General features: G+C 40.2%; 24 protein-coding genes and 1 pseudogene. 14 read left to right on the forward strand and 11 right to left on the reverse strand.

Annotated elements, in window-relative coordinates:
• Positions 1 to 60: 60 nt before the first annotated feature.
• The 11 genes and pseudogenes from infA to ABD930_RS05630 all read left to right on the forward strand — a co-directional run bounded on the left by infA (position 61) and on the right by ABD930_RS05630 (position 10,236).
• Complete coding sequence (infA, locus tag ABD930_RS05580; RefSeq protein WP_093328090.1) at positions 61 to 279, forward strand: translation initiation factor IF-1; 219 nt, start codon at positions 61 to 63, stop codon at positions 277 to 279.
• A 105-nt stretch (positions 280 to 384) separates the two neighbouring features.
• Complete coding sequence (gene ykgO, locus ABD930_RS05585) at positions 385 to 501, forward strand: type B 50S ribosomal protein L36 (protein ID WP_013665024.1); 117 nt, start codon at positions 385 to 387, stop codon at positions 499 to 501.
• A gap of 92 nt (positions 502 to 593) precedes the next feature.
• Positions 594 to 971, forward strand: a complete 378-nt coding sequence (gene rpsM / locus ABD930_RS05590; RefSeq protein WP_345230714.1) for a 30S ribosomal protein S13 — start codon at positions 594 to 596, stop codon at positions 969 to 971.
• A gap of 16 nt (positions 972 to 987) precedes the next feature.
• Positions 988 to 1,377, forward strand: coding sequence for a 30S ribosomal protein S11 (rpsK, locus tag ABD930_RS05595; protein ID WP_345230715.1), 390 nt, complete (start codon positions 988 to 990; stop codon positions 1,375 to 1,377).
• 69 nt (positions 1,378 to 1,446) lie between these two features.
• Positions 1,447 to 2,055, forward strand: coding sequence for a 30S ribosomal protein S4 (gene rpsD, locus ABD930_RS05600; protein ID WP_345230716.1), 609 nt, complete (start codon positions 1,447 to 1,449; stop codon positions 2,053 to 2,055).
• 91 nt (positions 2,056 to 2,146) lie between these two features.
• On the forward strand, positions 2,147 to 3,139 hold the full coding sequence (locus ABD930_RS05605) for a DNA-directed RNA polymerase subunit alpha (RefSeq protein ID WP_345230717.1): 993 nt from the start codon (positions 2,147 to 2,149) through the stop codon (positions 3,137 to 3,139).
• Between the two features lie 170 nt (positions 3,140 to 3,309).
• Positions 3,310 to 3,834, forward strand: a pseudogene (gene rplQ / locus ABD930_RS05610) (50S ribosomal protein L17); the annotation flags it as partial.
• 485 nt (positions 3,835 to 4,319) lie between these two features.
• Entirely contained in the window at positions 4,320 to 5,504 is a 1,185-nt protein-coding gene (locus ABD930_RS05615; RefSeq protein ID WP_345230718.1) for a class I SAM-dependent methyltransferase, read from the forward strand.
• Positions 5,505 to 5,717: 213 nt separating this feature from the next.
• A complete protein-coding gene (gene dnaK / locus ABD930_RS05620) occupies positions 5,718 to 7,643 on the forward strand; it encodes a molecular chaperone DnaK (protein ID WP_345230719.1) in 1,926 nt (641 codons plus the stop codon).
• A 112-nt stretch (positions 7,644 to 7,755) separates the two neighbouring features.
• A complete protein-coding gene (locus ABD930_RS05625; protein WP_345230720.1) occupies positions 7,756 to 9,291 on the forward strand; it encodes a helicase HerA-like domain-containing protein in 1,536 nt (511 codons plus the stop codon).
• A 36-nt stretch (positions 9,292 to 9,327) separates the two neighbouring features.
• Entirely contained in the window at positions 9,328 to 10,236 is a 909-nt protein-coding gene (locus ABD930_RS05630) for a nucleotidyltransferase family protein (RefSeq protein WP_345230721.1), read from the forward strand.
• A 78-nt stretch (positions 10,237 to 10,314) separates the two neighbouring features.
• On the opposite strand, the gene ABD930_RS05635 is transcribed toward ABD930_RS05630, so the two are convergent.
• From ABD930_RS05635 to folB, 3 genes are all read right to left on the reverse strand, one after another.
• Complete coding sequence (locus ABD930_RS05635) at positions 10,315 to 12,348, reverse strand: S9 family peptidase (RefSeq protein ID WP_345230722.1); 2,034 nt, start codon at positions 12,346 to 12,348, stop codon at positions 10,315 to 10,317.
• Between the two features lie 156 nt (positions 12,349 to 12,504).
• Positions 12,505 to 13,899: an FAD-binding oxidoreductase gene (locus ABD930_RS05640; protein WP_345230723.1), complete on the reverse strand. Its 1,395-nt coding sequence runs from the start codon at positions 13,897 to 13,899 to the stop codon at positions 12,505 to 12,507.
• A gap of 36 nt (positions 13,900 to 13,935) precedes the next feature.
• Positions 13,936 to 14,313, reverse strand: a complete 378-nt coding sequence (folB, locus tag ABD930_RS05645) for a dihydroneopterin aldolase (RefSeq protein WP_345230724.1) — start codon at positions 14,311 to 14,313, stop codon at positions 13,936 to 13,938.
• Between the two features lie 201 nt (positions 14,314 to 14,514).
• Between folB and ABD930_RS05650 the strand changes: the two genes are divergently transcribed.
• Positions 14,515 to 14,685: a hypothetical protein gene (locus tag ABD930_RS05650; protein WP_345230725.1), complete on the forward strand. Its 171-nt coding sequence runs from the start codon at positions 14,515 to 14,517 to the stop codon at positions 14,683 to 14,685.
• Positions 14,686 to 14,695: 10 nt separating this feature from the next.
• Here the strand turns inward: ABD930_RS05650 and ABD930_RS05655 are convergent, their stop codons facing one another.
• The gene (locus ABD930_RS05655) at positions 14,696 to 15,301 is read right to left on the reverse strand and encodes an HAD family hydrolase (protein WP_345230726.1); all 606 of its coding nucleotides are present in this window, start codon (positions 15,299 to 15,301) and stop codon (positions 14,696 to 14,698) included.
• Between the two features lie 341 nt (positions 15,302 to 15,642).
• On the opposite strand from ABD930_RS05655, the gene rfbA reads away from it, so the two are divergent.
• Complete coding sequence (gene rfbA, locus ABD930_RS05660; RefSeq protein ID WP_345230727.1) at positions 15,643 to 16,503, forward strand: glucose-1-phosphate thymidylyltransferase RfbA; 861 nt, start codon at positions 15,643 to 15,645, stop codon at positions 16,501 to 16,503.
• 76 nt (positions 16,504 to 16,579) lie between these two features.
• Positions 16,580 to 17,716 carry a GDP-mannose 4,6-dehydratase gene (gmd, locus tag ABD930_RS05665; RefSeq protein ID WP_345230728.1) on the forward strand — a complete coding sequence of 379 codons (1,137 nt, stop codon included), beginning with the start codon at positions 16,580 to 16,582 and terminating at the stop codon, positions 17,714 to 17,716.
• Between the two features lie 18 nt (positions 17,717 to 17,734).
• Here the strand turns inward: gmd and lacZ are convergent, their stop codons facing one another.
• The 7 genes from lacZ to ABD930_RS05700 all read right to left on the reverse strand — a co-directional run bounded on the left by lacZ (position 17,735) and on the right by ABD930_RS05700 (position 25,900).
• Positions 17,735 to 20,956 carry a beta-galactosidase, LacZ type gene (gene lacZ / locus ABD930_RS05670; protein ID WP_345230729.1) on the reverse strand — a complete coding sequence of 1,074 codons (3,222 nt, stop codon included), beginning with the start codon at positions 20,954 to 20,956 and terminating at the stop codon, positions 17,735 to 17,737.
• 277 nt (positions 20,957 to 21,233) lie between these two features.
• On the reverse strand, positions 21,234 to 22,001 hold the full coding sequence (locus ABD930_RS05675; RefSeq protein WP_345230730.1) for a 3-keto-disaccharide hydrolase: 768 nt from the start codon (positions 21,999 to 22,001) through the stop codon (positions 21,234 to 21,236).
• Between the two features lie 219 nt (positions 22,002 to 22,220).
• Positions 22,221 to 23,456, reverse strand: a complete 1,236-nt coding sequence (gene coaBC, locus ABD930_RS05680) for a bifunctional phosphopantothenoylcysteine decarboxylase/phosphopantothenate--cysteine ligase CoaBC (RefSeq protein ID WP_345230731.1) — start codon at positions 23,454 to 23,456, stop codon at positions 22,221 to 22,223.
• Between the two features lie 27 nt (positions 23,457 to 23,483).
• Complete coding sequence (locus tag ABD930_RS05685; RefSeq protein ID WP_345230732.1) at positions 23,484 to 23,813, reverse strand: DNA-directed RNA polymerase subunit omega; 330 nt, start codon at positions 23,811 to 23,813, stop codon at positions 23,484 to 23,486.
• 5 nt (positions 23,814 to 23,818) lie between these two features.
• Positions 23,819 to 24,739, reverse strand: a complete 921-nt coding sequence (locus ABD930_RS05690; protein WP_345230733.1) for an outer membrane protein assembly factor BamD — start codon at positions 24,737 to 24,739, stop codon at positions 23,819 to 23,821.
• A 366-nt stretch (positions 24,740 to 25,105) separates the two neighbouring features.
• Positions 25,106 to 25,609 carry a GNAT family N-acetyltransferase gene (locus tag ABD930_RS05695; protein WP_345230734.1) on the reverse strand — a complete coding sequence of 168 codons (504 nt, stop codon included), beginning with the start codon at positions 25,607 to 25,609 and terminating at the stop codon, positions 25,106 to 25,108.
• Between the two features lie 141 nt (positions 25,610 to 25,750).
• Positions 25,751 to 25,900: a hypothetical protein gene (locus ABD930_RS05700; protein WP_345230735.1), complete on the reverse strand. Its 150-nt coding sequence runs from the start codon at positions 25,898 to 25,900 to the stop codon at positions 25,751 to 25,753.
• Positions 25,901 to 25,917 lie beyond the last annotated feature (17 nt).

Here is a 25,917-nt window from a genome sequence, read left to right on the forward strand (position 1 = left end):
ATTTTTAACTTTGCAACCCTGTTTGTGCAGGGTTTATAAATAGATAATAATCAATAACATATGGCTAAACAGGCCTCTATTGAACAAGACGGCATCATTAAAGAAGCGTTATCAAACGCCATGTTTCGTGTAGAATTAGAGAATGGACATGAAATAATTGCTCATATATCAGGTAAGATGCGTATGCATTATATTAAAATTCTTCCCGGAGATCGCGTAAAATTGGAAATGTCTCCTTATGACTTAACCAAGGGTAGAATTACCTATCGGTATAAGTAATAGAGAGAGGTGAATTAAGGGTTAGGAAATTTCCGATTGATTTGAGGGATGTATTTTTAAAGGAAGGCTGTTTAGAATAGATTTGAAACGAATAAATTATAAAAGATGAAAGTAAGAGCATCTATCAAGAAGCGTAGCGCTGATTGTAAAATCATTCGCCGTAAAGGTAAAGTGTTTGTAATTAACAAAAAGAATCCTAAGTTTAAACAACGTCAGGGATAGAAATTTAGAGGTAATAGGTATAAGGTAAAAGGCGGGAGGTTTTTCTGTTGCTTACACCTTACACCTTAAACCTTTTAACTGTAATATGTAATATGGCAAGGATAGCAGGTATAGATTTACCAAGAAACAAAAGAGGAGTAATCGGGCTTACTTATATCTATGGTATTGGGCTCTCAACAGCTAAGAGCATTTTGGCTGAGGCTGGTATTGGCGAAGATACTAAGGTACAGGAATGGACTGATGATCAGTTAACCGCAATTCGTACCATCATTAACGATCGCGTTAAGGTAGAGGGTGCATTACGTTCCGAAGTTCAGCTTAACATTAAGCGTTTAATGGATATCGGTTGTTATCGTGGTTTACGTCATCGTAAAGGTTTACCGCTTCGTGGGCAACGTACAAAAAATAACTCGCGTACTCGTAAAGGAAAACGTAAGACTGTTGCTAACAAGAAAAAAGCTACTAAATAATAATTGATACAATACAATGGCTAAAAGTAAAAAAGTAACCAAGAAGCGTATTGTGGTGATAGAACCCGTAGGGCAAGCTCATATCAATGCAACCTTTAATAATATTATTGTAACCATTACCAACAACCAAGGTCAAACTATTTCTTGGTCATCTGCTGGTAAAATGGGCTTTAAAGGTTCAAAGAAGAACACGCCTTATGCTGCTTCACAAGCCGCTAGTGATTGTGGTAAAGTGGCGCATGATTTAGGTTTGCGTAAAGTTGAAGTTTTTGTTAAAGGACCAGGTGCCGGACGTGAGTCTGCCATTCGTACTTTGCAAACTCAGGGTATTGAGGTAACTTCAATCAAAGATATCACTCCACTTCCGCACAATGGTTGTCGTCCACCAAAAAGGAGAAGAGTTTAATAATTAACGGATTTTTAAAGCTAAGATTCTCTAGCCTCGGGTTAGAAGATACTTTAAAAGAGAAAAAAAATGGCAAGATATACCGGACCTAAGTCCAAAATCGCCCGTAAATTTAGAGAGCCTATTTTTGGCCCTGATAAAGCGTTAGAGCGTAAAAATTACCCTCCGGGCATGCATGGCGTTTCCAAGCGTCGTGGTAAGCAGTCAGAATATGCTGTTCAGCTGCAAGAAAAACAAAAAGCAAAATATACTTATGGTGTATTAGAGCGTCAGTTCGCAAACCTTTTCGATAAAGCCGCTTCAAAAGAGGGGATTACTGGTGAGAACTTGCTCAAATTCTTAGAGGCTCGTTTAGACAATGCCGTATATCGTTTAGGTATAGCACCTACACGTGCAGGAGCCCGTCAATTAGTAGGACACAAACATATCACCGTAAATGGTCAAGTGGTAAATATTCCTTCTTATAGTGTACGCCCTGGCGATATTATCGCTGTTCGCGAACGCTCTAAAACATTGGAAGCCGTTACCAACTCCGTTGCTGGTAGAAAACAAAATAAATATAGCTGGTTAGAATGGGATGCCAATGAGCTAACAGGTAAGTTCTTGAACTATCCTAACCGCGATGAAATTCCTGAAAATATTAAGGAACAATTAATCGTAGAGTTGTATTCTAAATAGGTTTTTAGCAGATAAGTGGCTGTTCATCAAAAGAGCTACTTATCTGTGCTTATACAACAATCATTTCAAACAAACAATTAATTAGAAATAAATGGCAATCTTAGCATTTCAGAAACCGGATAAAGTTATCATGCAAAAGTCCACGGATTTTGACGGAACGTTCGAATTTCGTCCGTTAGAGCCGGGTTTCGGTGTAACCATAGGTAATGCTCTACGCCGTATTTTGTTGTCTTCGCTAGAAGGTTATGCAATTACTTCTGTTCGTTTTTCCGGTGTGTCTCATGAATTTTCTACCATCACTGGTGTAGTAGAAGATGTAACGGAGATTATTTTGAACCTTAAGCAAGTTCGGTTTAAAAAGACAGGTGAGTCAGGGGATTCCGAAAAGATTTTCGTCGTTATCAATGGACAAGATCAGTTTAAGGCTGGCGACATTACTAACCATTCGAGCAATTTTACCGTGCTTAACCCAGAATTGGTTATTTGTAACATGGAAAACTCGGTTACCTTAGAGGTAGAGCTTACTGTGAGCAAAGGCCGTGGTTATGTTAATGCTGAAGAGAACAAAGTTGCCGATGCAGCAGTAGGAGTCATCGCAATTGATTCCATCTATACGCCTATCAAGAATGTAAAATACACGATTGAAAACTTCCGTGTAGAGCAGAAAACCGATTACGAAAAACTTCTATTGGATATTTCTACAGATGGTTCTATCCATCCTGAAGATGCCTTAAAAGAAGCTGCTAAAATCTTAATTCATCACTTTATGTTGTTCTCTGATGAAAATATTTTATTAGAGTCACAAACAAAAGAGGAAACGAAAGAAGTTGATGAAGAGATTTTACATATGCGTAAAATTCTGAAAACAGAATTGGTAGATCTTGATCTTTCTGTGCGTGCATTGAACTGTTTAAAAGCAGCCGATATCCGTAGTTTGGCAGAATTGGTTTCTTATGATGTAGCCGATATGCTTAAATTCAGAAACTTCGGTAAAAAGTCATTAACGGAGATTCAAGAACTAGTAAAGTCTAAAGGTTTATCTTTTGGTATGAACCTATCTAAATATAAGTTAGACGAAGAATAAGAGTATAATAATTTAGCGACCTGTTGCATAATTCCTCTTGCAAAGTAAAAATTAAGAAGTAAAAATTAAAAAGATACGCTTGGTGCCGCACGAAAGGTGCTGCTATAATGGCTTTTTAGTTTTGGCTTTTGACTTTTGAATTAAGAACGGTATGCACAAAACAAAATAAAATGAGACACGGAAAAAAAATTAATCACTTAGGCCGCACAGATAGCCATCGCAAGGCCTTATTGTCCAATATGGCTGTATCGCTTATTAAACATAAACGTATTACTACCACTTTGGCTAAAGCTAAGGCTTTACGTACGTATGTTGAGCCTTTGATTACTAAATCAAAACAAGACACTACGCACTCTCGCCGTACAGTATTTAGCTATGTAAAAGATAAAGAAGCGGTAACGATTTTATTCCGTGAAATTTCGGAAAAAGTAGCTAACCGTCCTGGTGGGTATACTCGGATTATCAAATTAGCTAATCGTCCTGGAGACAACGCTGAGGTTGCTTTGATCGAATTAGTAGACTATAATGAAGTCTATACAAAAGGAGACGCTAAGGTAGAGAAAAAAGCTACCCGTCGCCGCGGTGGCAAAAAGAAAGCAGCTGGTCAAACACCTGTTGAAGAAGCTTCGGAACAACCAGTAGCAGAAGCAACAGAGAAGAAAGCAAAAGGAAGTACTAAGGAAAAGAAGGCAGCAAAAGCTGATGATTTAACGATCATTGAAGGTATTGGGCCCAAAATTGCTGAAGTGTTTACAACCGCTGGTTTGGAAAGTTACGATGCCATAGCGGCGAAAACGGCTGACGAATTAAAGGCAATACTTACAGAGGCTGGTGATCAATTTAATACTGCTGTAACAGACACATGGCCCGAGCAGGCGAAATTAGCAGCAGATGGTAAATTCGAAGAGCTAAAAAAATGGCAAGACGAGCTTAACGGTGGAAAAGAGACCGATGGCGAGACTAAAGAAGGTTAAACCTTTTTAATAAGCTTAGGAAAATCCTCTACTAAAAGTAGGGGATTTTTTATTTTAGTTTTATAGGGTTCAATAGTAGATTAGGAAGGGGTTTTCTTCATCAGGCCAATTGTCTTTGGTGGCGTTGAACGTGCATAAGTTATTCCTTTTTTTGAATGGGGATTTATGGCCTATTTCATTAATTATTTTATGCTTATTTTTATGCTATGGCAGCAGTTGAAGAATTTTTAAACTTACTCATTCAAAGCTTGGATGATTTACGTTTTGTGAAACTTTCGCTTAGTAATTACAGTGGCGAAGAAAAAGCCTTAAAGAATATCTATATTCGGGAAGTTCATATAAAAAGAGAACGTAAACTGGCCTTTACCTTTCGTTATCAAACAAATGATATGGTTAAAAATTATACCTTTCATGAAGCTATAAACCATATTCGTGCGTATCTAAATCAAGCCTTTCGACAAGCAACATTACTTACAACGGTGTTTGATGCGCAACTTGCGAAACATAATAAGCATTGGACACTCAAACGCATGAAACCTAGTGTTACGTCAGTTCCTGATACCTCGCACGATAAGCAAAAGAAAAGAATTATTCCTGCCTCCCTTTCTAAGCGCTATTTGCATGAACTTCAGATTACAGACGAGAAGGGTCAAGTTTACAAAAACGCCCAGAACAAATACAAGCAAATTAACCATTATATTGAGTTATTGCGTCCATTAATCGAAGAAATAGGTATCGCTTCAATACACCGTGTGGTTGATATGGGGTCTGGTAAAGGGTATCTTACCTTTGCATTATATGATTATCTGTATCATGAACTAGGACAGCCAGAAGTGAGCATAATTGGCGTCGAGTTTCGAAAAGACTTAGTTGATTTATGTAATAAAGTTGCCCAGAACGCAGGTTTTGATCAACTACATTTTGAACAGGGGGCAATTAGAGACTACCCAATCAAACCCTTGGATGCGCTGATTGCCTTACATGCGTGCGATACGGCTACGGATGATGCTATTTACCAAGGTATCCGTGGAGGAGCCAAGCTTATCGTCGTTGCTCCCTGTTGCCATAAACAGATTAGACGCCAAATGGAAACAGGGAAAGCAGTCAACACGCTAAGCGTACTTACACGTTTTGGCATTTTTTTAGAACGGCAGGCTGAAATGTTGACAGATGGTCTACGTGCGTTAATCTTAGAATATTTTGGTTATAAAACCAATGTATTCGAATTTATATCGGATGCCCATACGCCAAAAAATGTATTAATTACAGGGTTAAAGTCAAAAATCCCCAATCCACAACGACAATCAGCGTTGCTTGAGCAGATGCGGCAAACAAAACAATATTTTGGGATAAAACAGCATTATCTGGAAGAACTCTTGGATATACGTTAACGTAAGGTCTTGGCTTATTAAACCAGCATATATCCATTAATTTTGCTGCTTATTTAATAGTTTGAGTCCTGTTGAGGTTAAATGTTTGTCCAAAACAATAAAGATATCTGTTTATTGTTTTAGCCTGACATTCTGTCTTAAAAGCCAGCTTGGCACAAGCCTTGATGAATAAAAGATACAAGCGAATTTAGTAAAAAAATAAACAAATAAGATATGTCTAAAATTATTGGAATTGATTTAGGTACTACCAACTCTTGCGTTGCTGTAATGGAAGGTAATGAGCCGGTAGTTATAGCAAACAATGAAGGAAAACGTACCACTCCTTCTATTATAGGATTTGTAGATAATGGTGAACGTAAGGTGGGTGATCCTGCAAAACGTCAAGCGATTACTAATCCTCAAAAAACCGTTTATTCTATCAAGCGGTTCATGGGAAGAACGTATGATGAAGTAACCAGTGAAGCTGCACGTGTACCGTATAAAGTTGTGAAAGGTGACAATAATACACCTCGAGTAGAGATCGGTGATCGTAAATATACACCTCAGGAACTTTCTGCAATGATTCTGCAGAAAATGAAAAAAACTGCTGAAGATTTTTTAGGCCAAGAAGTAACTGAAGCTGTTATAACGGTTCCGGCTTATTTTAACGACGCAGAACGTCAGGCCACTAAAGAAGCAGGCGAAATCGCAGGTTTAAATGTTAAGCGTATCATCAATGAGCCAACAGCCGCAGCGTTAGCGTATGGTTTGGATAAAGCCCACAAGGATATGAAAATCGTTGTATTCGACTGTGGTGGTGGTACACACGATGTGTCTGTTCTTGAATTAGGTGATGGCGTGTTCGAGGTTAAATCTACAGATGGGGATACACACCTTGGTGGTGATGATTTTGATCAAGTGATTATTGATTGGTTAGTTGAGGAATTTAAGAAGGACAACGGTGGATTAGACTTAAGCAAGGATGCAATGGCATTGCAACGTTTGAAGGAAGCTGCCGAAAAAGCAAAAATTGAGCTTTCGAGCACTTCTTCCACTGAAATTAATTTACCTTATATTACTGCGGATGCAACTGGACCTAAACACTTAGTGCGTAATTTGAGCCGTGCAAAATTTGAGTCTTTGGCTTCTGATTTAATCAAACGTACTATCGATCCTTGTAAATCTGCGCTTAAAAATGCAGGTTTATCTACCAGTGATATTGATGAGATTATATTGGTAGGTGGTTCAACCCGTATTCCGGCTATCCAAGAAGCAGTTAAGAATTTCTTCGGTAAAGAACCGTCAAAAGGCGTAAATCCGGACGAAGTGGTAGCCTTGGGTGCTGCTATTCAAGGAGGGGTATTGACAGGTGAAGTAAAAGATGTACTTTTATTAGATGTGACTCCGTTATCGTTAGGTATTGAAACGATGGGAGGTGTAATGACTAAATTGATCGAGGCTAATACCACTATTCCAACTAAAAAATCGGAAACTTTCTCTACGGCCTCAGATAACCAGCCTTCTGTTGAAATTCATATTTTACAAGGAGAACGTCCAATGGCTGCACAAAACCGTACGATTGGCCGTTTCCACTTAGATGGAATTCCTGCCGCGCCACGTGGTGTACCACAAATTGAAGTGACGTTTGATATCGATGCAAACGGTATCTTACATGTATCTGCAAAAGATAAAGCAACTGGTAAAGAGCAAAAAATCCGTATAGAGGCTTCTTCCGGCTTAAGTGATGAAGAAATTAAAAAGATGAAGGCAGATGCTGAAGCAAATGCTGATGCTGATAGAAGAGCTAAAGAAGAAGTTGAAAAGTTAAATGCTGCTGATGCACTGATCTTTTCTACAGAAAAACAATTAAAAGAATATGGAGATAAAATCAGTGCAGATAAAAAAGCACCGATTGAAAGCGGATTAACGAAATTGAAAGAAGCACATGCTGCGAAAGACTTTGCTTCCTTGGATACTGCACAAGCTGAACTACAAGCCGCTTGGAATGCGGCATCAGAAGAAATGTATAAGGCTTCGCAAGAGGCAGGTGCTCAGGCTCAGGGCGCTCCGCAAGGAGACACGTCACAACAAGCGAGCAACGCTGCAGATGAAGTGACGGATGTAGATTTTGAAGAAGTGAAAGACGACGACAAGAAATAGTTGACGAATTAGGATAAAAAAGCCGCAATAAATACCATATTGCGGCTTTTTTTATGTCTATTTTGCAGGTAGAGGTTAATTACGTAATTTGCATCAGCTTAAACAAATACACATGGCTGAAAAAGATCAATTTATAGCGCAGATAAGTGCTTCCTATAAACCAAAGGGCGAATCTATTTATTTAGGGGCTGGAATTTTGGATGGAGAGGTTATCGCACAAGCTGAGGTGAATCTGGCCTTAAAGATGATGAATAGACATGGTCTTATCGCTGGGGCAACAGGGACAGGAAAGACGCGTACACTTCAGCTAATTGCAGAGCAGCTTTCTGATGCTAATGTGCCTGTTTTTATGCTTGATGTAAAAGGAGATCTCTCCGGACTACATGAACCAGGAAAACCAAATGCAGCCTTAGAAGAAAGAGGACAAGCACTAGGAAGACCATTTACACCAGCAGGATTTCCTATCGCTCTTTACTCTCTTTCCGGTCAACTTGGTGCGCCCATGCGCGTTAAGGTAAGTGATTTTGGCCCTATTCTCTTGGGACGGGTGCTGGATTTAAATGAAACGCAGACAGGAGTACTTTCAGTGTTATTTAAATATGCGGCAGACCAAGATCTCCCCATTATTAATCTGGATGATCTTAAAAAGGTCCTTAGTTATTTGACAACTGAGGAAGGTGCGAAAGAAATAAAAGATAGTTATGGAAAGATCAGTACTGCTACGTCAACCACCATTTTACGTAAAGTAGTTGCTTTGGAGCAACAAGGTATTGGTCCTATTTTTGGTGAGCCAGCATTAGCGCTCGATGATCTTTTCGAGCGGATCGACGGTAAAGGTGTTATTAGTTTGCTTAATATCGCCGATGTGCAAGATCAACCAATGTTGTTTTCGACATTTCTTTTGAGCTTACTATCACAGTTGTTCAATAATTTGCCAGAAGTTGGCGATTTGGATAAACCTAAACTGATCTTCTTTTTTGATGAAGCACATCTACTTTTTAATGGAGCTTCTAAACCCTTTTTAAATAAGATAGAACAGATTGTTCGACTGATACGATCAAAAGGAGTCGGTGTGTTTTTTTGCACTCAAGCGGCCACGGATGTACCGGATACGGTACTCGGCCAATTAGGTAATCGTATTCAACATGCTTTACGTGCTTTCACGCCAAATGACGTAGAGGCTTTACGGAAAACCGCGAAAACCTATCCCCATTCAGATTTCTACACAATTGACCAAGCGTTAACCAGTTTAGGTACAGGCCAAGCGATGATCACAGTGCTTAATGATAAAGGAATTCCCACAGAGGTCGTAGCTACACATCTTACACCGCCAAGAGCGCTTATGGGACCGCTAGATCAAACGACATACCAAACGTTAGTACAGCAATCTGAAATATATGCGAAATACAAAAATCCAATAGATAGTCGCAGTGCTAATGAAGTCTTGGAAGAACGGATAGCACAACAGCAGACAATCCAGCAAGATCAGTCCTTCCGGAAAAACGCCAGAACGAGTACAAGGGAAACCCCTATGGAGGCAATGACAAAGAGCGCAACCCGAACCCTCGGTCGCGAGGGTGTGAAGTTTTTGGCTAAACTAGGAACGGCCATTATTGCAGCGTTAGTTAGCAAAAAGAGAAAGAATTAACAAATCATTAATATAAAAATAAAATTACAGAGAAGAATGAAACCCACCTTACTAATTCTAGCAGCAGGTATGGCTAGCCGTTACGGAAGTATGAAACAGATAGATGCCTTCGGTCCGAATGGCGAAACTATTATTGATTATTCCATTTATGATGCAATTAAAGCAGGGTTCGGTAAAGTGAGCTTTATTATCCGTGAAGAATTTGCAGATTCTTTTAAATCAATATTTGAACCCAAGTTGCAAGGTAAAATAGCAACGGATTATGTTTTCCAAAGTTACGATTTAAAAAAATATGGCATAGATAAAGAGATTGAGCGGGCTAAACCTTGGGGAACAGCCCATGCAGTGTTAGAAGCTCATGCGCAGATTAATGAACCATTCTGTGTGATCAATGCCGATGATTTTTACGGTTATGAAGCTTTTGATAAGATGGCTAAATTTTTAACTTCCGAAGTGAATGATCAGACTTTTTCGTTAATGGGTTATCAGGTTGACAAAACCTTATCCGAGCATGGTACTGTTTCCAGAGGTGTTTGCGAGGTGGATAGTCAAGGGAATATGACGGCAATTAATGAACGTACACAGGTATATTTTAAAGAAGTTGACGGTCAGAAAAGGGTTTTTTATCAGGAAAATGAAGAGGAAGTAGAAATTCCAAACGACACCCGTGTTTCTATGAATTTTTGGGGCTTTACACCTGCGGTTTTTGAAGAAAGCAAAAAACTTTTTGTTGATTTTGTTGAAGCAAATCAACACAACCCTAAGGCAGAGTTTTTTATTCCGTTAGTGGCGGATGAACTTATTAAATTGGGTAAGGCTACCTTCAAGGTAATCCCAACTTCCGAAGAATGGTTTGGTGTAACGTATAAAGAAGATAAGCCAATCGTTCAAGCAAACATATCTGCATTGGTGGAAAAAGGAGTTTATCCAGAGAAGTTGTTTTAGTTGAGATGAAGAAAGGCGTAAGGAGGATAAGGTATAAGGCCTCTCACTTTATACCTTACACCTCTTACCTTATACCTCCTATAGGGTTTCTCTCAGCCAATTGAAAAATTCCCTTTGCCATACTAGTGCATTTTGGGGCTGCAATACCCAATGGTTTTCATCGGGTAAATAGAGTAGCCGGCTTTTTATGCCTTTTAGTTGTGCCAGCTGAAAAGCTCCTAGACCTTGTTCAATACCTACTCTGAAATCCCTGCCTCCCTGCACAATTAAAATAGGGGTATGCCATTTATCAGCATAATTGATAGGGTTAAACTGCGTGTAAGCATTTGTAGCGGCCTTATCCCAATAGGCACCACCAAGTTCTTTATTGGCGAAAAACAACTCTTCAGTAGTTCCGTACCAACTTCGTGTATCAAATAAGCCGTCGTGTGCTATAAAGGTTTTAAATCGATTTTCATGTACTCCAGCAAGCATATAAACGGAATAACCACCATAGCTAGCACCGATTGCGCCCAAGCGATCTTGATCTACATAAGATTCTTTCGCCAAGTCGTCAATAGCGCTTAGATAATCTTGAATGGCTTGCCCACCCCAATCACCACTGATCGCTTGGTTCCATTCCACACCATGTCCGGGCATGCCTCGCCTGTTAGGCGCTAAAATGATATAACCTTGTGCAGCGATTAATTGCATATTCCAACGAAAAGAATAGAATTGCGTTAAAGGAGACTGTGGGCCGCCTTGGCAATATAACAAGGTAGGATATTTCTTTGCTGGATCAAAATCTGGGGGATAAATCACCCAGGAAAATAGATCTTTTCCATCGGTAGCTTTCGTTGTCCGACCTACCACTTTACTCTGGGCCAGCGTTCCATTGAGATCATCATTGACATGGGTTAATTGTTTTAGTGCACGCGTTTTAATATCAAACGTATAGAGCTCAGCGGCATGATTCATGTCTGTTTTGGAAAGGAGTAACAAGTTCCCTCGCTGGCCATTAATGCCTGTAATGTCAAAATCTCCCGTAGTAACTTGTTCAATTTGTTTTGCACTCACATGCTCGAGCGCTTTTTGAAGTTTGATGGAAAAAAGGTGTATACTGCCACCTTTCGCGGCAGTAAACCAAATACACGAACCATCTTCACTCCATTGATAGCTTAACACGGTCTCATCCCAATCTTTAGTTAAATTATACGTTTGATCAGCCCCGAGATCCCGGACAATTAGGTCATTTTTATCCGATTCATAACCATCTTCTGCCATACTCAACCAAGCTAAAAAACGCGAGTCGCCGCTGTAGGTAGGAGCAACGTCATAGCCCATTCTCCCTTCGGTAAGGTTACTCGTTTTTTGGGTGCTAAGATTGTAAGCATAGAGATCAGTGTTCGTACTTACAGCGTAAGCAGCGCCATATTTCTTTTTACAAACATAGATAATCTGTTTACTGTCCGGGCTCCAGATCATATCCTCGGCACCACCGAAAGGTTGTTGCGGCGTAAAATAAGGTTCATTTTGCATGATATCAATCGGTTCTCCGATTACACCATTGGCATATGGCGCATAAAACACATGCGAAAACTTTCCGTCAAACCAGGTATCCCAATGCCTGTAGTTTAAATCGTCAATGATATAAGCAGTAGATTTATCCAAGTCTTTATATTTATCAGTGCTTAATACCGGCTTTAAGGGTACTTCTTTTGAAAAAAGAAGGTATTTTCCATTGGGAGAAAATTTAACATTGCTTAAACCGCCATCTACTGCTGTCAATTGTTTAGGATTTTTGGTATTCGCTTCCAATAGCCATAATTGCCCCTGATGTAGATAAATCAGGTTACCAGTAGCAGGATCGATGTGTACTACCGATTCGCTACCCGATATATGGGTAAGCTGTTCGGCTTTACCTCCGACCAACGGTATTTGATAAAGATTCCGTTCACTACTATTTTTAGTTAAATTATAGTTTGTTACACCATATACTGCATATTTTCCGTCCGGTGTAATCGTTTCGGCAGATACCCTGCCCAATTTCCAGAGTAGTTCGGGGGTTAATAACTGCTGCGCCTTTGCCGTTCCGGCAGCTAGGATTGTTGCTAGAATTAGGGTTTTTTTCATGTATGTAAAAAATTCAAAACTCACCAGCTGGCAAGTTTATTGATACCTTTAAAAATAAACAAGATATCAATAATTCAAAAGGAAAAGGCTACGGTATCCACCTATATTACATTTTGCTCATTAAACCTTACTCCTTACATCTTACCTTGCGGCCTATTAAAATATTTTTCCTGGATTAAGAATCTGGTGTGGGTCGAATACTTTTTTAATGCCTTGCATTAATTCCAGATGTAGGGGCGTGTATTTTAGGGGCATATATTCCCGTTGTACTAGACCAATGCCATGTTCACCAGAGATGGTACCACCTAATTTTATGGTTAATTCAAATAGCTCACGAATACCTTCTTTTAATCGGTTATTCCAGTCGTCAGCACTCATCTCTCCTTTAAGGATATTGACATGTAAATTTCCATCGCCTGCATGTCCATAACATACAGATTCAAATCCATAACGTTGGCCAATATCTTTTATCCCACGAATTAGTGTTGGTAAAGCCGCGCGAGGTACTACCGTATCTTCCTCTTTGTAAATAGCTTTCGACTTAACGGAAACGCCCATTATGCGTCTTAAATGCCAAAGTGATTCTTTCTGGCTTGCCGATTCTGCAAATAATACATCCAAACAGTGATAGTGTTCCAGTGTATCGTTGATTTGCTCACATACGCGCATCAGTTCATCTAATTGATTACCATCTACTTCGATTAATAAAAAAGCTTCCGCTTCTGGCATTAAGTTAAAGGTGAGGTGTTCATGTTCTATCACCCAGGCGACTCCCTTTCGTTCCATGAATTCGAGGGCAGAAGGGACAATACCCTTCCTAAAAATAGCACTTACCGCTTCACAAGCCAGCTCATTGCTTCGAAAAGATGCGAATAGGAGTAGATTTTCAGCTGGTTTTGGGATTAACTTCACCACTGCTTTACATATGATACCTAATGTGCCTTCAGCACCAATAAACAGCTGTGTTAAATTATATCCTGATGCATATTTTAACGTATTAGCTCCTGTCCATATGATTTCGCCATTGGGAAGAACGACCTGTAAATTCAATATATATTCTCTTATGGTACCATATTTTACTACTCGAGGGCCACCACTACCATAGGAAATATTGCCTCCGATAAAACAGGAACCTTTGCTGGCAGGGTCTACTGGATAAAGTAGACCTTTTTCTGCAACCGCCTGCATCAGTACTTCTGTAATAACCCCCGGCTCAACGGTCGCTTGTAAATTTTGTTCGTCAATTTCCAGAATCTGGTTCATACGTTCCATGCCTATCATCAAGCCACCGTGGACAGCCAATGAACCGCCCGATAGGCCAGTACCTGCACCTCGTGGTGTTACCGGAATACGATGGGTATGACAGATTTTGATTAGCGCTGCAATTTCATCTGGAGATTCAGGTAGAGCAACGGCCTCAGGGAAAAAGTGAAAATCTTCCGTTTCATCATGCGCATAATCTGCCAGCTGATTAGTATCCACTAGAAGTCGATTACTATCAATAACCTGTTTAAATAGGTTCAATATATCGATCGTGATTTTATTATACATGAATTTTTAACCCTTAGCTTCAATCCAAATTAAACATTAAAAGCTGCTATTTCGCTGCCAACATAGGCTTACTTCGGCCATAACCCGATCCCCGCCGAAAGGGGGGTTGTTTTTTCTGAGGTTTACGGTTATTTCATCTATTTTATCTGTGCGTTTTCGTATGCTATCGACTATACTTTTAATAACCGATTCCAACAATTTTCGTGGAACCGCCATCTCTTCTTTAGCTAACTGGTAGAGTAATTCATAATTGATGGTATTGGCTAAGTCATCATCCTCACCTGCGAGATGGTGAATTGTACACGTAATGTCTAAAAAAAACTCGTTACCGATTAGCTGTTCTTCGGGATAATAGCCATGGTAGGCGAAAAAACGAGCGTTCGTTAACGCTATTTTTTGTGTATAGCACTCCATTAAACAAACTTAGATAAAAAGCCTATGATATACAAAAGTAGAAAGAGTACACGGTAGATTTCCGTTTAGACGTTTGTCGTCATTGCGAAGAAGTACGAGCACTTCGTGGTTTTTGTCGTGCAGCCAAGCAGAAATAAGGCAAAATTGATCTGTTTTTCAAACCTTTTCTCTCATTCGATGGTTTCTTTATAAAAATCTATCATGAATCGAGTAACATACCTTATCTGGTCAGCAGCTATTGTATTGCTGACGTGTAGTAGCAGCTGTGATTTTATCGCGGGTGTTTTTAAAGGCGGCGTGTACGTTGGCGTTTTTTTGGTTTTGCTGGTTTTAGCAATTATTATCTGGCTGGTAACCCGTATAGGAAAATAAGGCTTGTTGATTATAACAAGCCTTTCAACCTCAAATCCTTTTTCAGCGCACTTGCATTTTCAAATAAAATACTTGGAATGCCAAATGCTTTTGCAGCAGCGATATTCCGTTGATTATCGTCGATGAACAAGCTTTCATTGGCCTTTAGCTGATAACGATCTAATAATAGCTGAAAGAAAGCCGGATTGGGTTTACGCATCTTCTCCGTACCGGATACCAATATACCATCAAAGAGGGTAAAGAAATCAAATTTTTGCAAGGCAATTGGAAATGTTTCGGCCGACCAATTGGTTAAACCATATAACGCATATTTCCCACTATTTTTAAGTGTACGGAGTAGGTCAACAGTTTCTTCTATAGCTCCGCCAAGCATCTCTTCCCATCTACCGTAATAAGCCTCAATGAGCGCCATTTTTTCGGGATAAGCAGCTGCAAGTACTGCAGTACCGTCGGCCAAGGATCTTCCCTCATCTTGTTGCTCATTCCAGTCTGACGTACAGATCGAAGCTAAGAAATCTTCCATTTCCAGTTCATTGGTAAATAATTTACGGTATAGGTAGCGTGGATCCCAATCGACTAACACGCCACCAAAATCAAAAATGATATTTTTTGTCATCTATGCATGTCTTAACAGCCATAAATATACTATTTCATCCATAAATAATTATTCGTCTAATGTGATGTTTACGATTGGCACTCATAAACCGCAAAGCGGTTTTTTCCCATCGGTTGGATGGAGTTTAGTATGTTTAAACCCCGAAGGACTCATGAACACCAATTGAAGGTAAACAGGTGATGAATAATAGCTGCATAAAGTGGTTAAGGCCGGCGGCATAGTTGCGAACTGCTAAAAAATTAATACTTTTACGCATAAAAACACAGCATCTGACCAAACTGGAATAGTTGTTGACCTATGGTGCTCGTATAAATAGTTAAACACGTAGTAAAAAATTTTCGATGAAAGGCATCATTCTAGCGGGAGGATCAGGTACACGTTTACATCCATTAACACTTGCCGTAAGCAAGCAGTTAATGCCTGTATACGACAAGCCTATGATTTACTACCCTTTATCTACCTTAATGTTGGCTGGTATTAATGAAATTTTGATTATATCCACACCGCACGATTTACCTAATTTTGAGAAATTATTAGGCGATGGCTCGCAAATAGGCTGTAAATTTTCATATGCTGTACAAGAAGAACCTAATGGTTTGGCTCAGGCATTTATCATAGGCGAGTCGTTTATAGGGACAGATAAGGTTGCATTGATACTTGGTGATAATATTTTTTATAGCGATGGCCTATCCAAGCTCTTACAACAAAGTGTAGAACCAGATGGCGGAGTCGTATTTGCTTACCCCGTATCAGATCCCGAAAGGTATGGGGTAGTTACATTTGATGAAGATAGAAATGTATTATCTATTGAAGAAAAACCCGAGAACCCTAAATCCAATTACGCCGTTCCTGGTATCTATTTTTACGATAATTCAGTTGTATCAATAGCCAAGCAAATCCAGCCTTCGGCAAGAGGGGAATACGAGATAACGGATGTTAACAAAAAATACTTAGAACAGGGAAAATTAAAAGTCGGCGTTTTTAGTAGAGGTACGGCCTGGCTCGATACAGGGACGATCGAATCTTTAATGCAAGCCGGACAATTTGTGCAGGTCATCGAAGAACGTCAGGGATTAAAAATCGGCTGTATTGAAGAAGTTGCCTACCGAATGAAGTTCATTACTGCCGATCAGTTACGAAAATTAGCAGAACCATTAATTAAAAGTGGTTACGGAGCGTATTTGTTGCGATTAGTGAAGTAAAAAGTTAAAAAAGCATAAAGCATAAAGCATAAATTGAGCGTAATGGCTATGCAGGTGGCCTAATGCTAAGGAAAAAATGAAAACAGCATTAATAACGGGAATAACCGGACAAGATGGAGCTTATCTAGCCGAATTCTTATTAAAAAAGGGATATCGTGTCCATGGAGTAAAGAGGCGAAGCTCATTATTCAATACCGATCGTATTGATCATTTATATCAAGATCCGCATGAAGCGCACCAAAGGTTTACCTTACATTATGGCGATTTAACGGATTCGACCAATCTTATCCGGTTAATCCAAGAAACACAGCCTGACGAAATTTATAATTTGGCAGCGCAGAGCCATGTAAAGGTTAGCTTTGATACACCAGAATATACGGCTAACGCTGACGGATTGGGTATGTTACGTATCCTAGAGGCTGTCCGCTTATTGGGATTATCCACGAAATGCCGAATTTATCAGGCGTCGACTTCTGAATTATATGGTATGGTTCAAGCCGTACCACAAAATGAAACAACACCTTTTTATCCACGTTCGCCTTATGCCGTGGCCAAATTATACGCATATTGGATTACCGTAAACTACCGTGAGGCCTATCAAATGTATGCCTGTAACGGCATCTTGTTTAATCATGAGAGTCCCATTCGGGGTGAAACCTTCGTAACCCGCAAAATTACCCGTGCTGTTTCGCGGATTGCGCTGGGCTTACAAGATAAACTCTATTTAGGCAACCTTTCTGCCCAGCGAGATTGGGGACATGCCAAAGATTACGTCGAAGCCATGTGGTTGATCTTGCAGCAAGAGCAACCAGAGGATTACGTGATTGCTACGGGAGTGACCACTACTGTAAGAGAATTTGTTCGGATGAGTTTTGCTCAGGTTGGCATTGAAGTCGAATTTAGTGGAAAGCACGAACAAGAAAAAGGAGTGATCATTGATGTAGATGAAGATCGGCTTTCCGCTTTAGGTCTTGACCCTGCAGTAATAAAATTTGGACAAACGGTAGTCAACGTTGATGCTGCCTATTTTAGGCCTACAGAGGTAGATTTGCTCATCGGCGACGCAACCAAAGCGCAGCAGCAATTGGGTTGGAAACCGAAATATGACTTGGCCGCTTTAGTGGCTGATATGGTTATAGCAGATCTTCAATTAATGCGCAAAGAAGAATACCTACGTAAAGGTGGATTTAATACCCTTAATTATTTTGAGTAAACCGTAACTCATCCGTCACTAATACTGCCTTACGTATGCTGCTGCATCACCTTTATCTAATGTATACGGTAAAATGGTATAACCAAAATTAACCGGCTCTTTTTTAACCTCATATTGAGGTAAAGTAATAGGACCGCAACTTCCATTGCCTAATCCTCGTTGTGCATAATCAAAGTTGACGATGGTTTCCGGTCTTTTTTGTAGTTCAAAGGGATGTTTCGCCCGACGGATATCCTGTTCCGTATAAGGCAAGGTGCTGAAACCCATTTTATCATCGGCAACGATCACCAAGCCTTGGTTTGCAGCGTTTGTAATTTTTAGCCATTTGGTATCTTCCCGATTGCCCATACTTTGTGGCCGCATATAATGCGTATACATATTTGCCACCTCATTTTGATAGCGACCAAAAGCAGCCGCTTGCTTGCGATCGGAATAATTCTCAAAAGGACCTCTGCCCAGCCATTCTACTTGTGTATTTCCAGCAGTTAAAGCCATCGTGAAACCCAAGCGTGCTAATGGTAGGCCATCCTTACCCGGATTAATATAAGAAGCTACATGGATGACACCATTTCCATAAACGGTATAGATCAAGTTTAGATGCACCTGATACCCTGATGGTGTGCTAGCTATAGTTGCTGCTGTAACCTGAACAGATTTCTGATCCGATTGATTAATATCAAAACGTTCTACGGTATACGATAACGAATCGTAGCCCTCTTTTTCCCAAGGAATAGCCTGTCCCCAATCTTTGTCGTGATCATTATCTAGGCTAGCTCGATAGATATTCAATTTGGGGCCATTGTCATCTCCCTCAATCAGTTGATTATTTCGATAAGCCAAAGAAGATATATTGCCCGTATTGCGGTTAAAGGCTACGTGAAAGTCCTTGCCGATTAAGGTTACTTCATCTTCCTTACGTAGTACAACGATATCCGCCAAAGAGGGTACGCTGTCTAAGTAATTGATGCGTTTAGGTTGACGGAAGGGTAACTGAAATTGTTCAGTAGCCACGATCAAACCTTTTGGCGCCCACGGTTCATCTTTGGTCGAGCGCACATTCAATTGCAAATAATACGTAGCCCCAGAAAGTAAAGTAGGTTGCTGTAAAGGTACGGTAACCAAGGTGCTATCGCCTGCAGCCAAATCTAGCGTCGGTAAGGTTCCTTGTTGTATTTCTTTTCCATCTTCCGTAAGTACCCAATCCATCACAAAATCATGGAGGTTTAAAAAGGCGTATTTATTTTTGATCGATAATGTTCCCTGTAGTAGGTTTGCGGGCTTTATTCCGACATATTGATAGATCTTTTTTACCTCTTCAAGCTTAGCTGTTGGCTTTCTATCGGGTGTCAGAATGCCATCCATGCAAAAATTTCCGTCATTAGGCTTATCTCCAAAGTCGCCACCATAAGCAAAATACGTTTGGCCAGAAGCTCCTGCCGGAATGGGTGTTTCTAGACCATGATCAACCCACTCCCAGATACAACCACCAATAAGGCGGGGATGATTTTCAATAACATCCCAGTATTCTTTCAGGTTGCCAATGGCATTCCCCATGGCGTGTCCATATTCACACATAATAAAAGGCTTGCTGCTAGTCGTTTGGCCACTTTTCAACAAATTAGCAACGGAGGGATACATGGTCGATTCGATATCAGCTACTTCATTATAACTCTCAAAATGGATCGGGCGTGATGTATCTAATGCTAATACGGCCTGACGTGCAGCTTTAAAATTTTCATGGCCCCAAGATTCATTACCTAATGACCATATAATAATAGAAGGATGATTTTTGTCCCGTTGCACCATACGCGTATGGCGGGCCAGATAAGCCGCTCTCCAACTTTCACTGTTCCCTAGATTTTCCTTCGCCCCATGCGTTTCCAAATTAGCCTCATCAATAACATATAGTCCGTATTCGTCACATAATTTATACCATCTCGGATCATTTGGGTAATGCGAAGTACGTACCGTGTTGATATTATGCTGTTTCATCAACTGAATATCCTCTACCATGCTTTCATAAGGTACAGCCTTGCCAAATTTGGGATGGGTTTCATGTCTGTTCACACCTTTGAGTAAAACAGGTTTACCATTTACCCATAACCTGCTGTCTTTAATTTCGACCTTTCGGAAACCAAATTTGCTAGATAATACTTCGGTTATCTGGTCATTTTTGTCTTTTAACGTAATTAAGACGGTATACAAATAAGGAGTTTCTGCAGTCCATAGATGTGGTTGTTGTACCGTGGCTTGAAACTGCCGTTTATCTTCCTCTTCTTTCTTTCCGAAAAAACCGCCAAGATTTATTTTCCGATTAATTTTTTCTTCCATGGCACCTTCGGATATAACCTCCTTACCCTCAGCATCCAGCAATTTGATAGAAAGGCTACCTGTAGCATCTCCTCCTTTTCCATGGTTTTGCAGCCAAGCATCCACCATAAAATTGGCAGTAGTCAAGTCATCGTTAAAAGAAGCCTTTAAAAAGAAATCGCGAACATGTAGCTTGGGTGTAGCACTTAAATAAACGCTGCGCTGTATGCCCGCCACCCGGAACATATCCTGGTCTTCCAAGTAACTGCCATCGCTCCATTTGTATACTTCTATAGCGATAATATTACTTTTCCCGGGAACAACAAAATCGGTAATATCAAAAGTCGCTCCGGTCATACTATCTTCGCTATAGCCTACTTTTTCGCCATTTACCCATAGGTAAAAAGCACTTTGTACGCCATCAAAGTTTAAGAAAATCTGTTTATCACTCCAGTCGTTCGGTATCGTTATCTTGCGTCTATAGGAACCTACAGGGTTGGGCTCTTTACTTTTGGTCCACGAAGCATCTACGGGCTGCATAATTTTCGGTGGATCTACCTTAAAGGGATAGGTAATATTGGTATATATAGCGGTGCCGTAGCCATTGACCTCCCAGGTGGCAGGTACCGGAAAATCAACCCATTTGCTATCATTAAATCCTTTTTTATAAAAATCTTTAGGCCGTTCATTCGGGCTTTTTACCCAGTTGAATTTCCACAATCCATTTAAACTTTTATAGAAGGAAGAATTAGAGTCGATAGCCGCTATAGCCTGTTGCTCGTTACTAAAAGGGATGGCAGTAGCGTGCGCCGGTTCCCGGTTAATTTCAAAAACCTTTTCATTCTCCCAATCGCGTTGCTGGGCTATTACTGGTAAGATGACCGCAGTCATCATTAAACAAGAGGTTAGATAACGAATTATAACGTTCATTTATAGTGTTTTAGTGGCCTAATGTACCCACATTACGGAGGAGCCTAAGCTAACGGAATCCGCCGATTGATGAAGTTTGTAGGTATCGAGTTTAACAAAGATATCATTTTACCATCATTAGAACACCATTAGTTGATCGAAGGTGCGTATATTATTTTTATTACATAATTTTTTGTAGGTACGTATACAGTGGCTAAGGGCAATTTTCAGCATAGTCCAACTAAAAAGCCCGATACCTGCTTTGGTATCGGGCTTTTTAGTTTTTTTAGTATAAAACTTATAAAGGTCTTACCCAGATATTTTTAAAACTAATCGGTTTACTTGGGTCACCGTGGGCCTGTAGCATGATTGGTGCCGGGCCATGCGCTTTGTAGCTTGGTTTACCAATATATTGGGTACCGCCAATCAGTTCAACATTGTTTTGAACCAGCACACCATTTACGAAAGCGGTTACGCGGGCAGGAGTAGCTACCGATCCATCAGAATTAAACGTTGGAACCGTCCATACGATATCATAGGTTTGCCATTCTCCTGGTTTTCTGGCCGGGTTCGCTAGCGGTATCTTTTGTTTGTATACCGATCCTAATTGCCCATTTACATAGGTCTTATTTTGGTATGAATCTAAAATTTGCATTTCATAACCGTCATCACCATTGCCAATAGCTGCAAGAAAGAGACCGCTATTACCACGGGCTTGTCCTTCACCTTGGATATCTTCTGGAATCCGGAACTCTAAATGTAATTGGTAGCTTCCAAATTTTTGCTTGGTCCAGATATTACCAGCCTTTTTATTGACAGTAATGACACCGTCTGTAACAGTCCAATTAGCCGGCTGACCAGGATTTCTTTGTGATTCCCAGGCACTCAGATCTTTACCATCAAATAATACCACGGCATCGGAAGGTGCTTGGTTTGGCGGAGTTTCCACTACTGGTGGAACAGGTTCCCAAACCTCCGTATCTTCTGGTTTCATTTTTTCCTGTGCTAGTGTAGATGCTGCCGTTCCCATGATGAGTGCAGCAATGAATAATTGATTTTTGAACATGTTATGTTTATGAATTGTTATATTAAATAATCGGTGTACAACGTACGCTAATCAAAGGTAGGTATTTGAAGATTAAGTCGCAAGTAACAAAACGCTATGAGATCTGAGACATTAGATTGATACTAGTGAATAAACATCGCTGTTTAATAAGGTTGAGATTTCTTCACTACGATCGAGACTGCGGTAACAAACCATACTGGACCGATTACGAATCACTGTTTACTGATCATGGAGTTTCTTGACGATATAATCGCAAATATCCTGTGCCACTTCTTTTTTAGTCTTCAGGGGAAAAGACTGTTGTTCGCCATTGCGATCGATAATGGTAATTTTGTTCGTATCGCCCGCAAAACCAGCACCTTTATCCTGCATCGAATTCAGCACAATAAAATCCAGGTTTTTCTTTTCCAATTTATGTTGAGCATTTACTTGCTCATTATTCGTCTCAAGCGCGAAGCCGATTAAAAGTTGCGGTGGTTTTTTGAGTTTACCGAGGGTGGCCAGTATGTCCGTTGTTTTGGTTAATGCCAACACAAGCGACTCTTCGTCTTTTTTAATCTTTTGTGAGGCGACTTGCTGGGGTGTATAGTCAGCTACCGCGGCACTCATTATGGTAATATCAGCTGTTTCAAACTCCTGTTTGCAGGCTTCAAGCATTTCATTTGCCGAGGTAACACCAATCGTATAGACGCCTTGGGGTACTGGTAAGTGTGTCGGGCCACTCACTAAAACGACCTTTGCGCCCAATTGTTGCAGTACTTCTGCCAAGGCATAGCCCATCTTTCCACTGCTATGGTTACCGATAAAACGTACAGGATCTATTGCTTCATAGGTAGGGCCAGCGCTAACCAATACTTTTTTTCCTGCAAAGGGTAAGGAAGAGGTTGTGGCTGTAGCTGTTTTATCCGAATTTACTGGAAGACTTTTCTTCAGAAAAGCAAGAATTTGTTCGGGTTCTGCCAGTCGACCTTCACCAATCAATCCACTCGCTAATTCACCTTTTTCTGGGGGGATTAGGGTATTGCCGAAAAGTTGCAATTGTTGGATATTCTGTCGGGTAGCGGGGTGGGCCCACATATCCAAATCCATGGCCGGAGCTAAAAAAGTCGGACATTTAGCCGATAAATATACCGCACAAAGTAAATTATCGCAAAGGCCATTAGCCAATTTGGCAAGCGTATTTGCGCTTGCAGGGGCAATCACTAATGCATCAGCCCAAAGGCCTAAGTGCACGTGATTTGTCCATTCACCCGTAGTTTCGTCGAAATAACGCGTTAATACCGGGCGATTAGAAAGCGTTGCTAAGGTAAGCGGAGTAATGAAAGCAGTTGCATCGGGGGTCATGATCACTTGTACTTCAGCACCGGCCTTTACCAATAGCCTAGTTAAAGCCGCAGCCTTATAAGCAGCAATGCTTCCACAGATACCCAGTATAATTTTTTTGCCCTTTAGCATGCTTCGCTAAATGCTCCCGATGGTCAACTATTTTTGTTCCTTGGACGGATTTCTGAAGTAAACCTTATCGTTCAAAAATTCGTCAACTGCGATTAGCACCGGTTTGGGCATCCGCTCATAATGTTTTGATATTTCAATCTGCTCGCGGTTTTCAAAAACCTCTTCCAGATTGTCGTTAGAAGTTGCAAATTCAGCCAACTTGCTGTGCAATTCTTCTTTCACATTACTCGCTATTTGATTCGCACGGCGTGCGATAATAACAATTGACTCGTAAATATTGTCCGTTTTTTCATCCAGTTCCCGTAAATCACGTGTTACCGTAGAATTGGGGATGACATGCTTTTGTGTATTGCTCATAAGTTTTATTGTAAAGTCTGTTCAGGTAAACTTCCCTTAGGATTTGTGTTTTTTTGCTCTTCTTCCAGCTTTTCTTCCTTTTTCTTTTGGTTGGGCGTTAAAGACGCAATTAATTTTTTAACAGATGCAATATCTCTTTGCGAATCTTTTTTAAGATTCTCTGCATCTTTTTTGTATTTGCTTTCGGGGTAATTATCTATAAAATGGTCAGAAAACTCGATTGCATCCTGATAACGCCCCTCTTGGCTATTTAACATGCTGTTTTTAGCATATAAGTATTGTGCTTTAATAGCCAGAAATTCCATTTGTTCTCCGTACTTGGTATCCGGATAGTCCCGTAATGAATTTTGAAAGGCAATTACCGCTGATTTATAATCGCCAACATCCAAGTATAGTTTAGCGTTAGCAAAGGATTTATGTTCTAATTTATCACGTAAATCAGCTATAAATTGTGCCGCTTCTTCTGCCCGATCGCTTTTCGGGTACAGATTAATAAACAGTTGTAATGCTTCAATAGCTTTTAACGTATTGTCTTGGTCTAGTGTATAGGCCGGCGACTCCAAGTAATAGCAGTAAGCATACATAAAACGGCACTCTTCTGCCCGTTGACTTTGCGGGTACTGATCGGTAAAGTTCTTGAAGTGAAATCGCGCAGAGGTATAATCTCTTAGCCGATAATTGGTATAAGCAAAGTAATACATCAGCTCCTCATTCTCCGGTCTCCCCCTATATTTATTAGATAAATCTTCGAACAAAACAAGCGCTTTGGAGTACTTTTTATTATTGTACAATCTGATTGCCTCACGGTATTTGGCGACATTGTCGTTACTTGCCTTAAGCTTTTCAAATTTACTCTTGCAACCAACCATGCACAAAGAAAAGAGCAGTGCTGAAGCCCAAATTATTAAATGCTTGTTTTTAAACATTCTGCAAAGATAAGTGAATTAAAAATATGTAGCAAATGCTTTTGCGCGGCGCAAAGTAATATCATCTCGTAGTATAACCAAAATTTTAACAAACATTAACCTTTTGATCTTTTCTTTTGGATCGCCAAAAGAAACAAAAACTCGCAGCTTAAAAATCTTTTTGAAGGTTTCTTCTTTTACATGGCCTTTGCTTACCAAAGATTTTTGATGCTGCTCTACAGCTAACGTATTGTTTTCCCTTCGATCCTTGTTAGCGGCTATTTCATTGTAGGTTGGTTTTAGCTTATGAATAACCAACAACCAATAACGATTAACCAACAACCAATAACGATTAACCAACAACCAATAACGAACAACGAGCAGCGATCAAACTTTTCGTCCCAAAACCACCAAGCTCCGTTGTATACCATCCAATACAGCAATGTCTGGAAAATTACCCCATTCTGCAAAACCCTCTTGCAAGAATAAGTGAATGCTGGGCATATTGTGTGCAAATATAAAAGCCAATAGCGTATGGATACCCAATCGTGGGGATTGTGCTATCGCATAACGAAGAATCGCCTTTCCGTAACCATTTCCCCGTTGTTTTTCATCCAAATAGATGCTGATTTCAGCCGTACCGTTATAGGCTGGTCGACCGTAAAAATCCTGAAAACTCATCCAGCCCACTGGTTCACCCATTGGTGTTTCCACCATCCACAGCGGACGTGTTTGGGCTTGATGTGCCTTAAACCAAGCTTCTTTGCTGGCAACACTTACAGCTTCCGTATCCGCGGTAACCATCCGACTAGCCACTGTACTATTGTAAATTCGCACAATCATCGGTAAGTCGGTATCTAAAGCATCTCGGTAAACCAGCGGAATTTTCATGCGATAAAAATAGCGATAAAAGCGAAGGATAGGGATGCGCTGCTAAAAAAAATCCCTAGCTCTGCATATTGCCGACCTAGGGACGTTTCTCATAGGTAAATGAGTGTGTGATAAAGTAGGTAGATGTAATTTTTATACTCCTTAAGCGATTTTCATAGGATTAGCAGCGCGGGCACTGCTTCTGAAATTTTCCAATTCGCTAACCAACAAATCCATTAATTGTTTATCTATCCTTTTCGCTGTAGCCGATAATTTTTGTACCGTTGCTCCGTTTTTTTTCATTTTCTTCATGGTTCAAGGAATTTATT

The sequence above is a fragment of the Olivibacter ginsenosidimutans genome, assembly GCF_039542865.1.
Lineage (GTDB): Bacteria > Bacteroidota > Bacteroidia > Sphingobacteriales > Sphingobacteriaceae > Olivibacter > Olivibacter ginsenosidimutans.

What these genes read in the sequence shown, in the direction of transcription:
- infA (WP_093328090.1), top strand. Translation starts at nt 61, where the DNA reads ATGGCTAAACAGGCCTCTATTGAACAAGACGGCATCATTAAAGAAGCG.
- ykgO (WP_013665024.1), top strand. Translation starts at nt 385, where the DNA reads ATGAAAGTAAGAGCATCTATCAAGAAGCGTAGCGCTGATTGTAAAATC.
- rpsM (WP_345230714.1), top strand. Translation starts at nt 594, where the DNA reads ATGGCAAGGATAGCAGGTATAGATTTACCAAGAAACAAAAGAGGAGTA.
- rpsK (WP_345230715.1), top strand. Translation starts at nt 988, where the DNA reads ATGGCTAAAAGTAAAAAAGTAACCAAGAAGCGTATTGTGGTGATAGAA.
- rpsD (WP_345230716.1), top strand. Translation starts at nt 1,447, where the DNA reads ATGGCAAGATATACCGGACCTAAGTCCAAAATCGCCCGTAAATTTAGA.
- ABD930_RS05605 (WP_345230717.1), top strand. Translation starts at nt 2,147, where the DNA reads ATGGCAATCTTAGCATTTCAGAAACCGGATAAAGTTATCATGCAAAAG.
- ABD930_RS05615 (WP_345230718.1), top strand. Translation starts at nt 4,320, where the DNA reads ATGGCAGCAGTTGAAGAATTTTTAAACTTACTCATTCAAAGCTTGGAT.
- dnaK (WP_345230719.1), top strand. Translation starts at nt 5,718, where the DNA reads ATGTCTAAAATTATTGGAATTGATTTAGGTACTACCAACTCTTGCGTT.
- ABD930_RS05625 (WP_345230720.1), top strand. Translation starts at nt 7,756, where the DNA reads ATGGCTGAAAAAGATCAATTTATAGCGCAGATAAGTGCTTCCTATAAA.
- ABD930_RS05630 (WP_345230721.1), top strand. Translation starts at nt 9,328, where the DNA reads ATGAAACCCACCTTACTAATTCTAGCAGCAGGTATGGCTAGCCGTTAC.
- ABD930_RS05635 (WP_345230722.1), bottom strand. Translation starts at nt 12,348, where the DNA reads ATGAAAAAAACCCTAATTCTAGCAACAATCCTAGCTGCCGGAACGGCA.
- ABD930_RS05640 (WP_345230723.1), bottom strand. Translation starts at nt 13,899, where the DNA reads ATGTATAATAAAATCACGATCGATATATTGAACCTATTTAAACAGGTT.
- folB (WP_345230724.1), bottom strand. Translation starts at nt 14,313, where the DNA reads ATGGAGTGCTATACACAAAAAATAGCGTTAACGAACGCTCGTTTTTTC.
- ABD930_RS05650 (WP_345230725.1), top strand. Translation starts at nt 14,515, where the DNA reads ATGAATCGAGTAACATACCTTATCTGGTCAGCAGCTATTGTATTGCTG.
- ABD930_RS05655 (WP_345230726.1), bottom strand. Translation starts at nt 15,301, where the DNA reads ATGACAAAAAATATCATTTTTGATTTTGGTGGCGTGTTAGTCGATTGG.
- rfbA (WP_345230727.1), top strand. Translation starts at nt 15,643, where the DNA reads ATGAAAGGCATCATTCTAGCGGGAGGATCAGGTACACGTTTACATCCA.
- gmd (WP_345230728.1), top strand. Translation starts at nt 16,580, where the DNA reads ATGAAAACAGCATTAATAACGGGAATAACCGGACAAGATGGAGCTTAT.
- lacZ (WP_345230729.1), bottom strand. Translation starts at nt 20,956, where the DNA reads ATGAACGTTATAATTCGTTATCTAACCTCTTGTTTAATGATGACTGCG.
- ABD930_RS05675 (WP_345230730.1), bottom strand. Translation starts at nt 22,001, where the DNA reads ATGTTCAAAAATCAATTATTCATTGCTGCACTCATCATGGGAACGGCA.
- coaBC (WP_345230731.1), bottom strand. Translation starts at nt 23,456, where the DNA reads ATGCTAAAGGGCAAAAAAATTATACTGGGTATCTGTGGAAGCATTGCT.
- ABD930_RS05685 (WP_345230732.1), bottom strand. Translation starts at nt 23,813, where the DNA reads ATGAGCAATACACAAAAGCATGTCATCCCCAATTCTACGGTAACACGT.
- ABD930_RS05690 (WP_345230733.1), bottom strand. Translation starts at nt 24,739, where the DNA reads ATGTTTAAAAACAAGCATTTAATAATTTGGGCTTCAGCACTGCTCTTT.
- ABD930_RS05695 (WP_345230734.1), bottom strand. Translation starts at nt 25,609, where the DNA reads ATGAAAATTCCGCTGGTTTACCGAGATGCTTTAGATACCGACTTACCG.
- ABD930_RS05700 (WP_345230735.1), bottom strand. Translation starts at nt 25,900, where the DNA reads ATGAAGAAAATGAAAAAAAACGGAGCAACGGTACAAAAATTATCGGCT.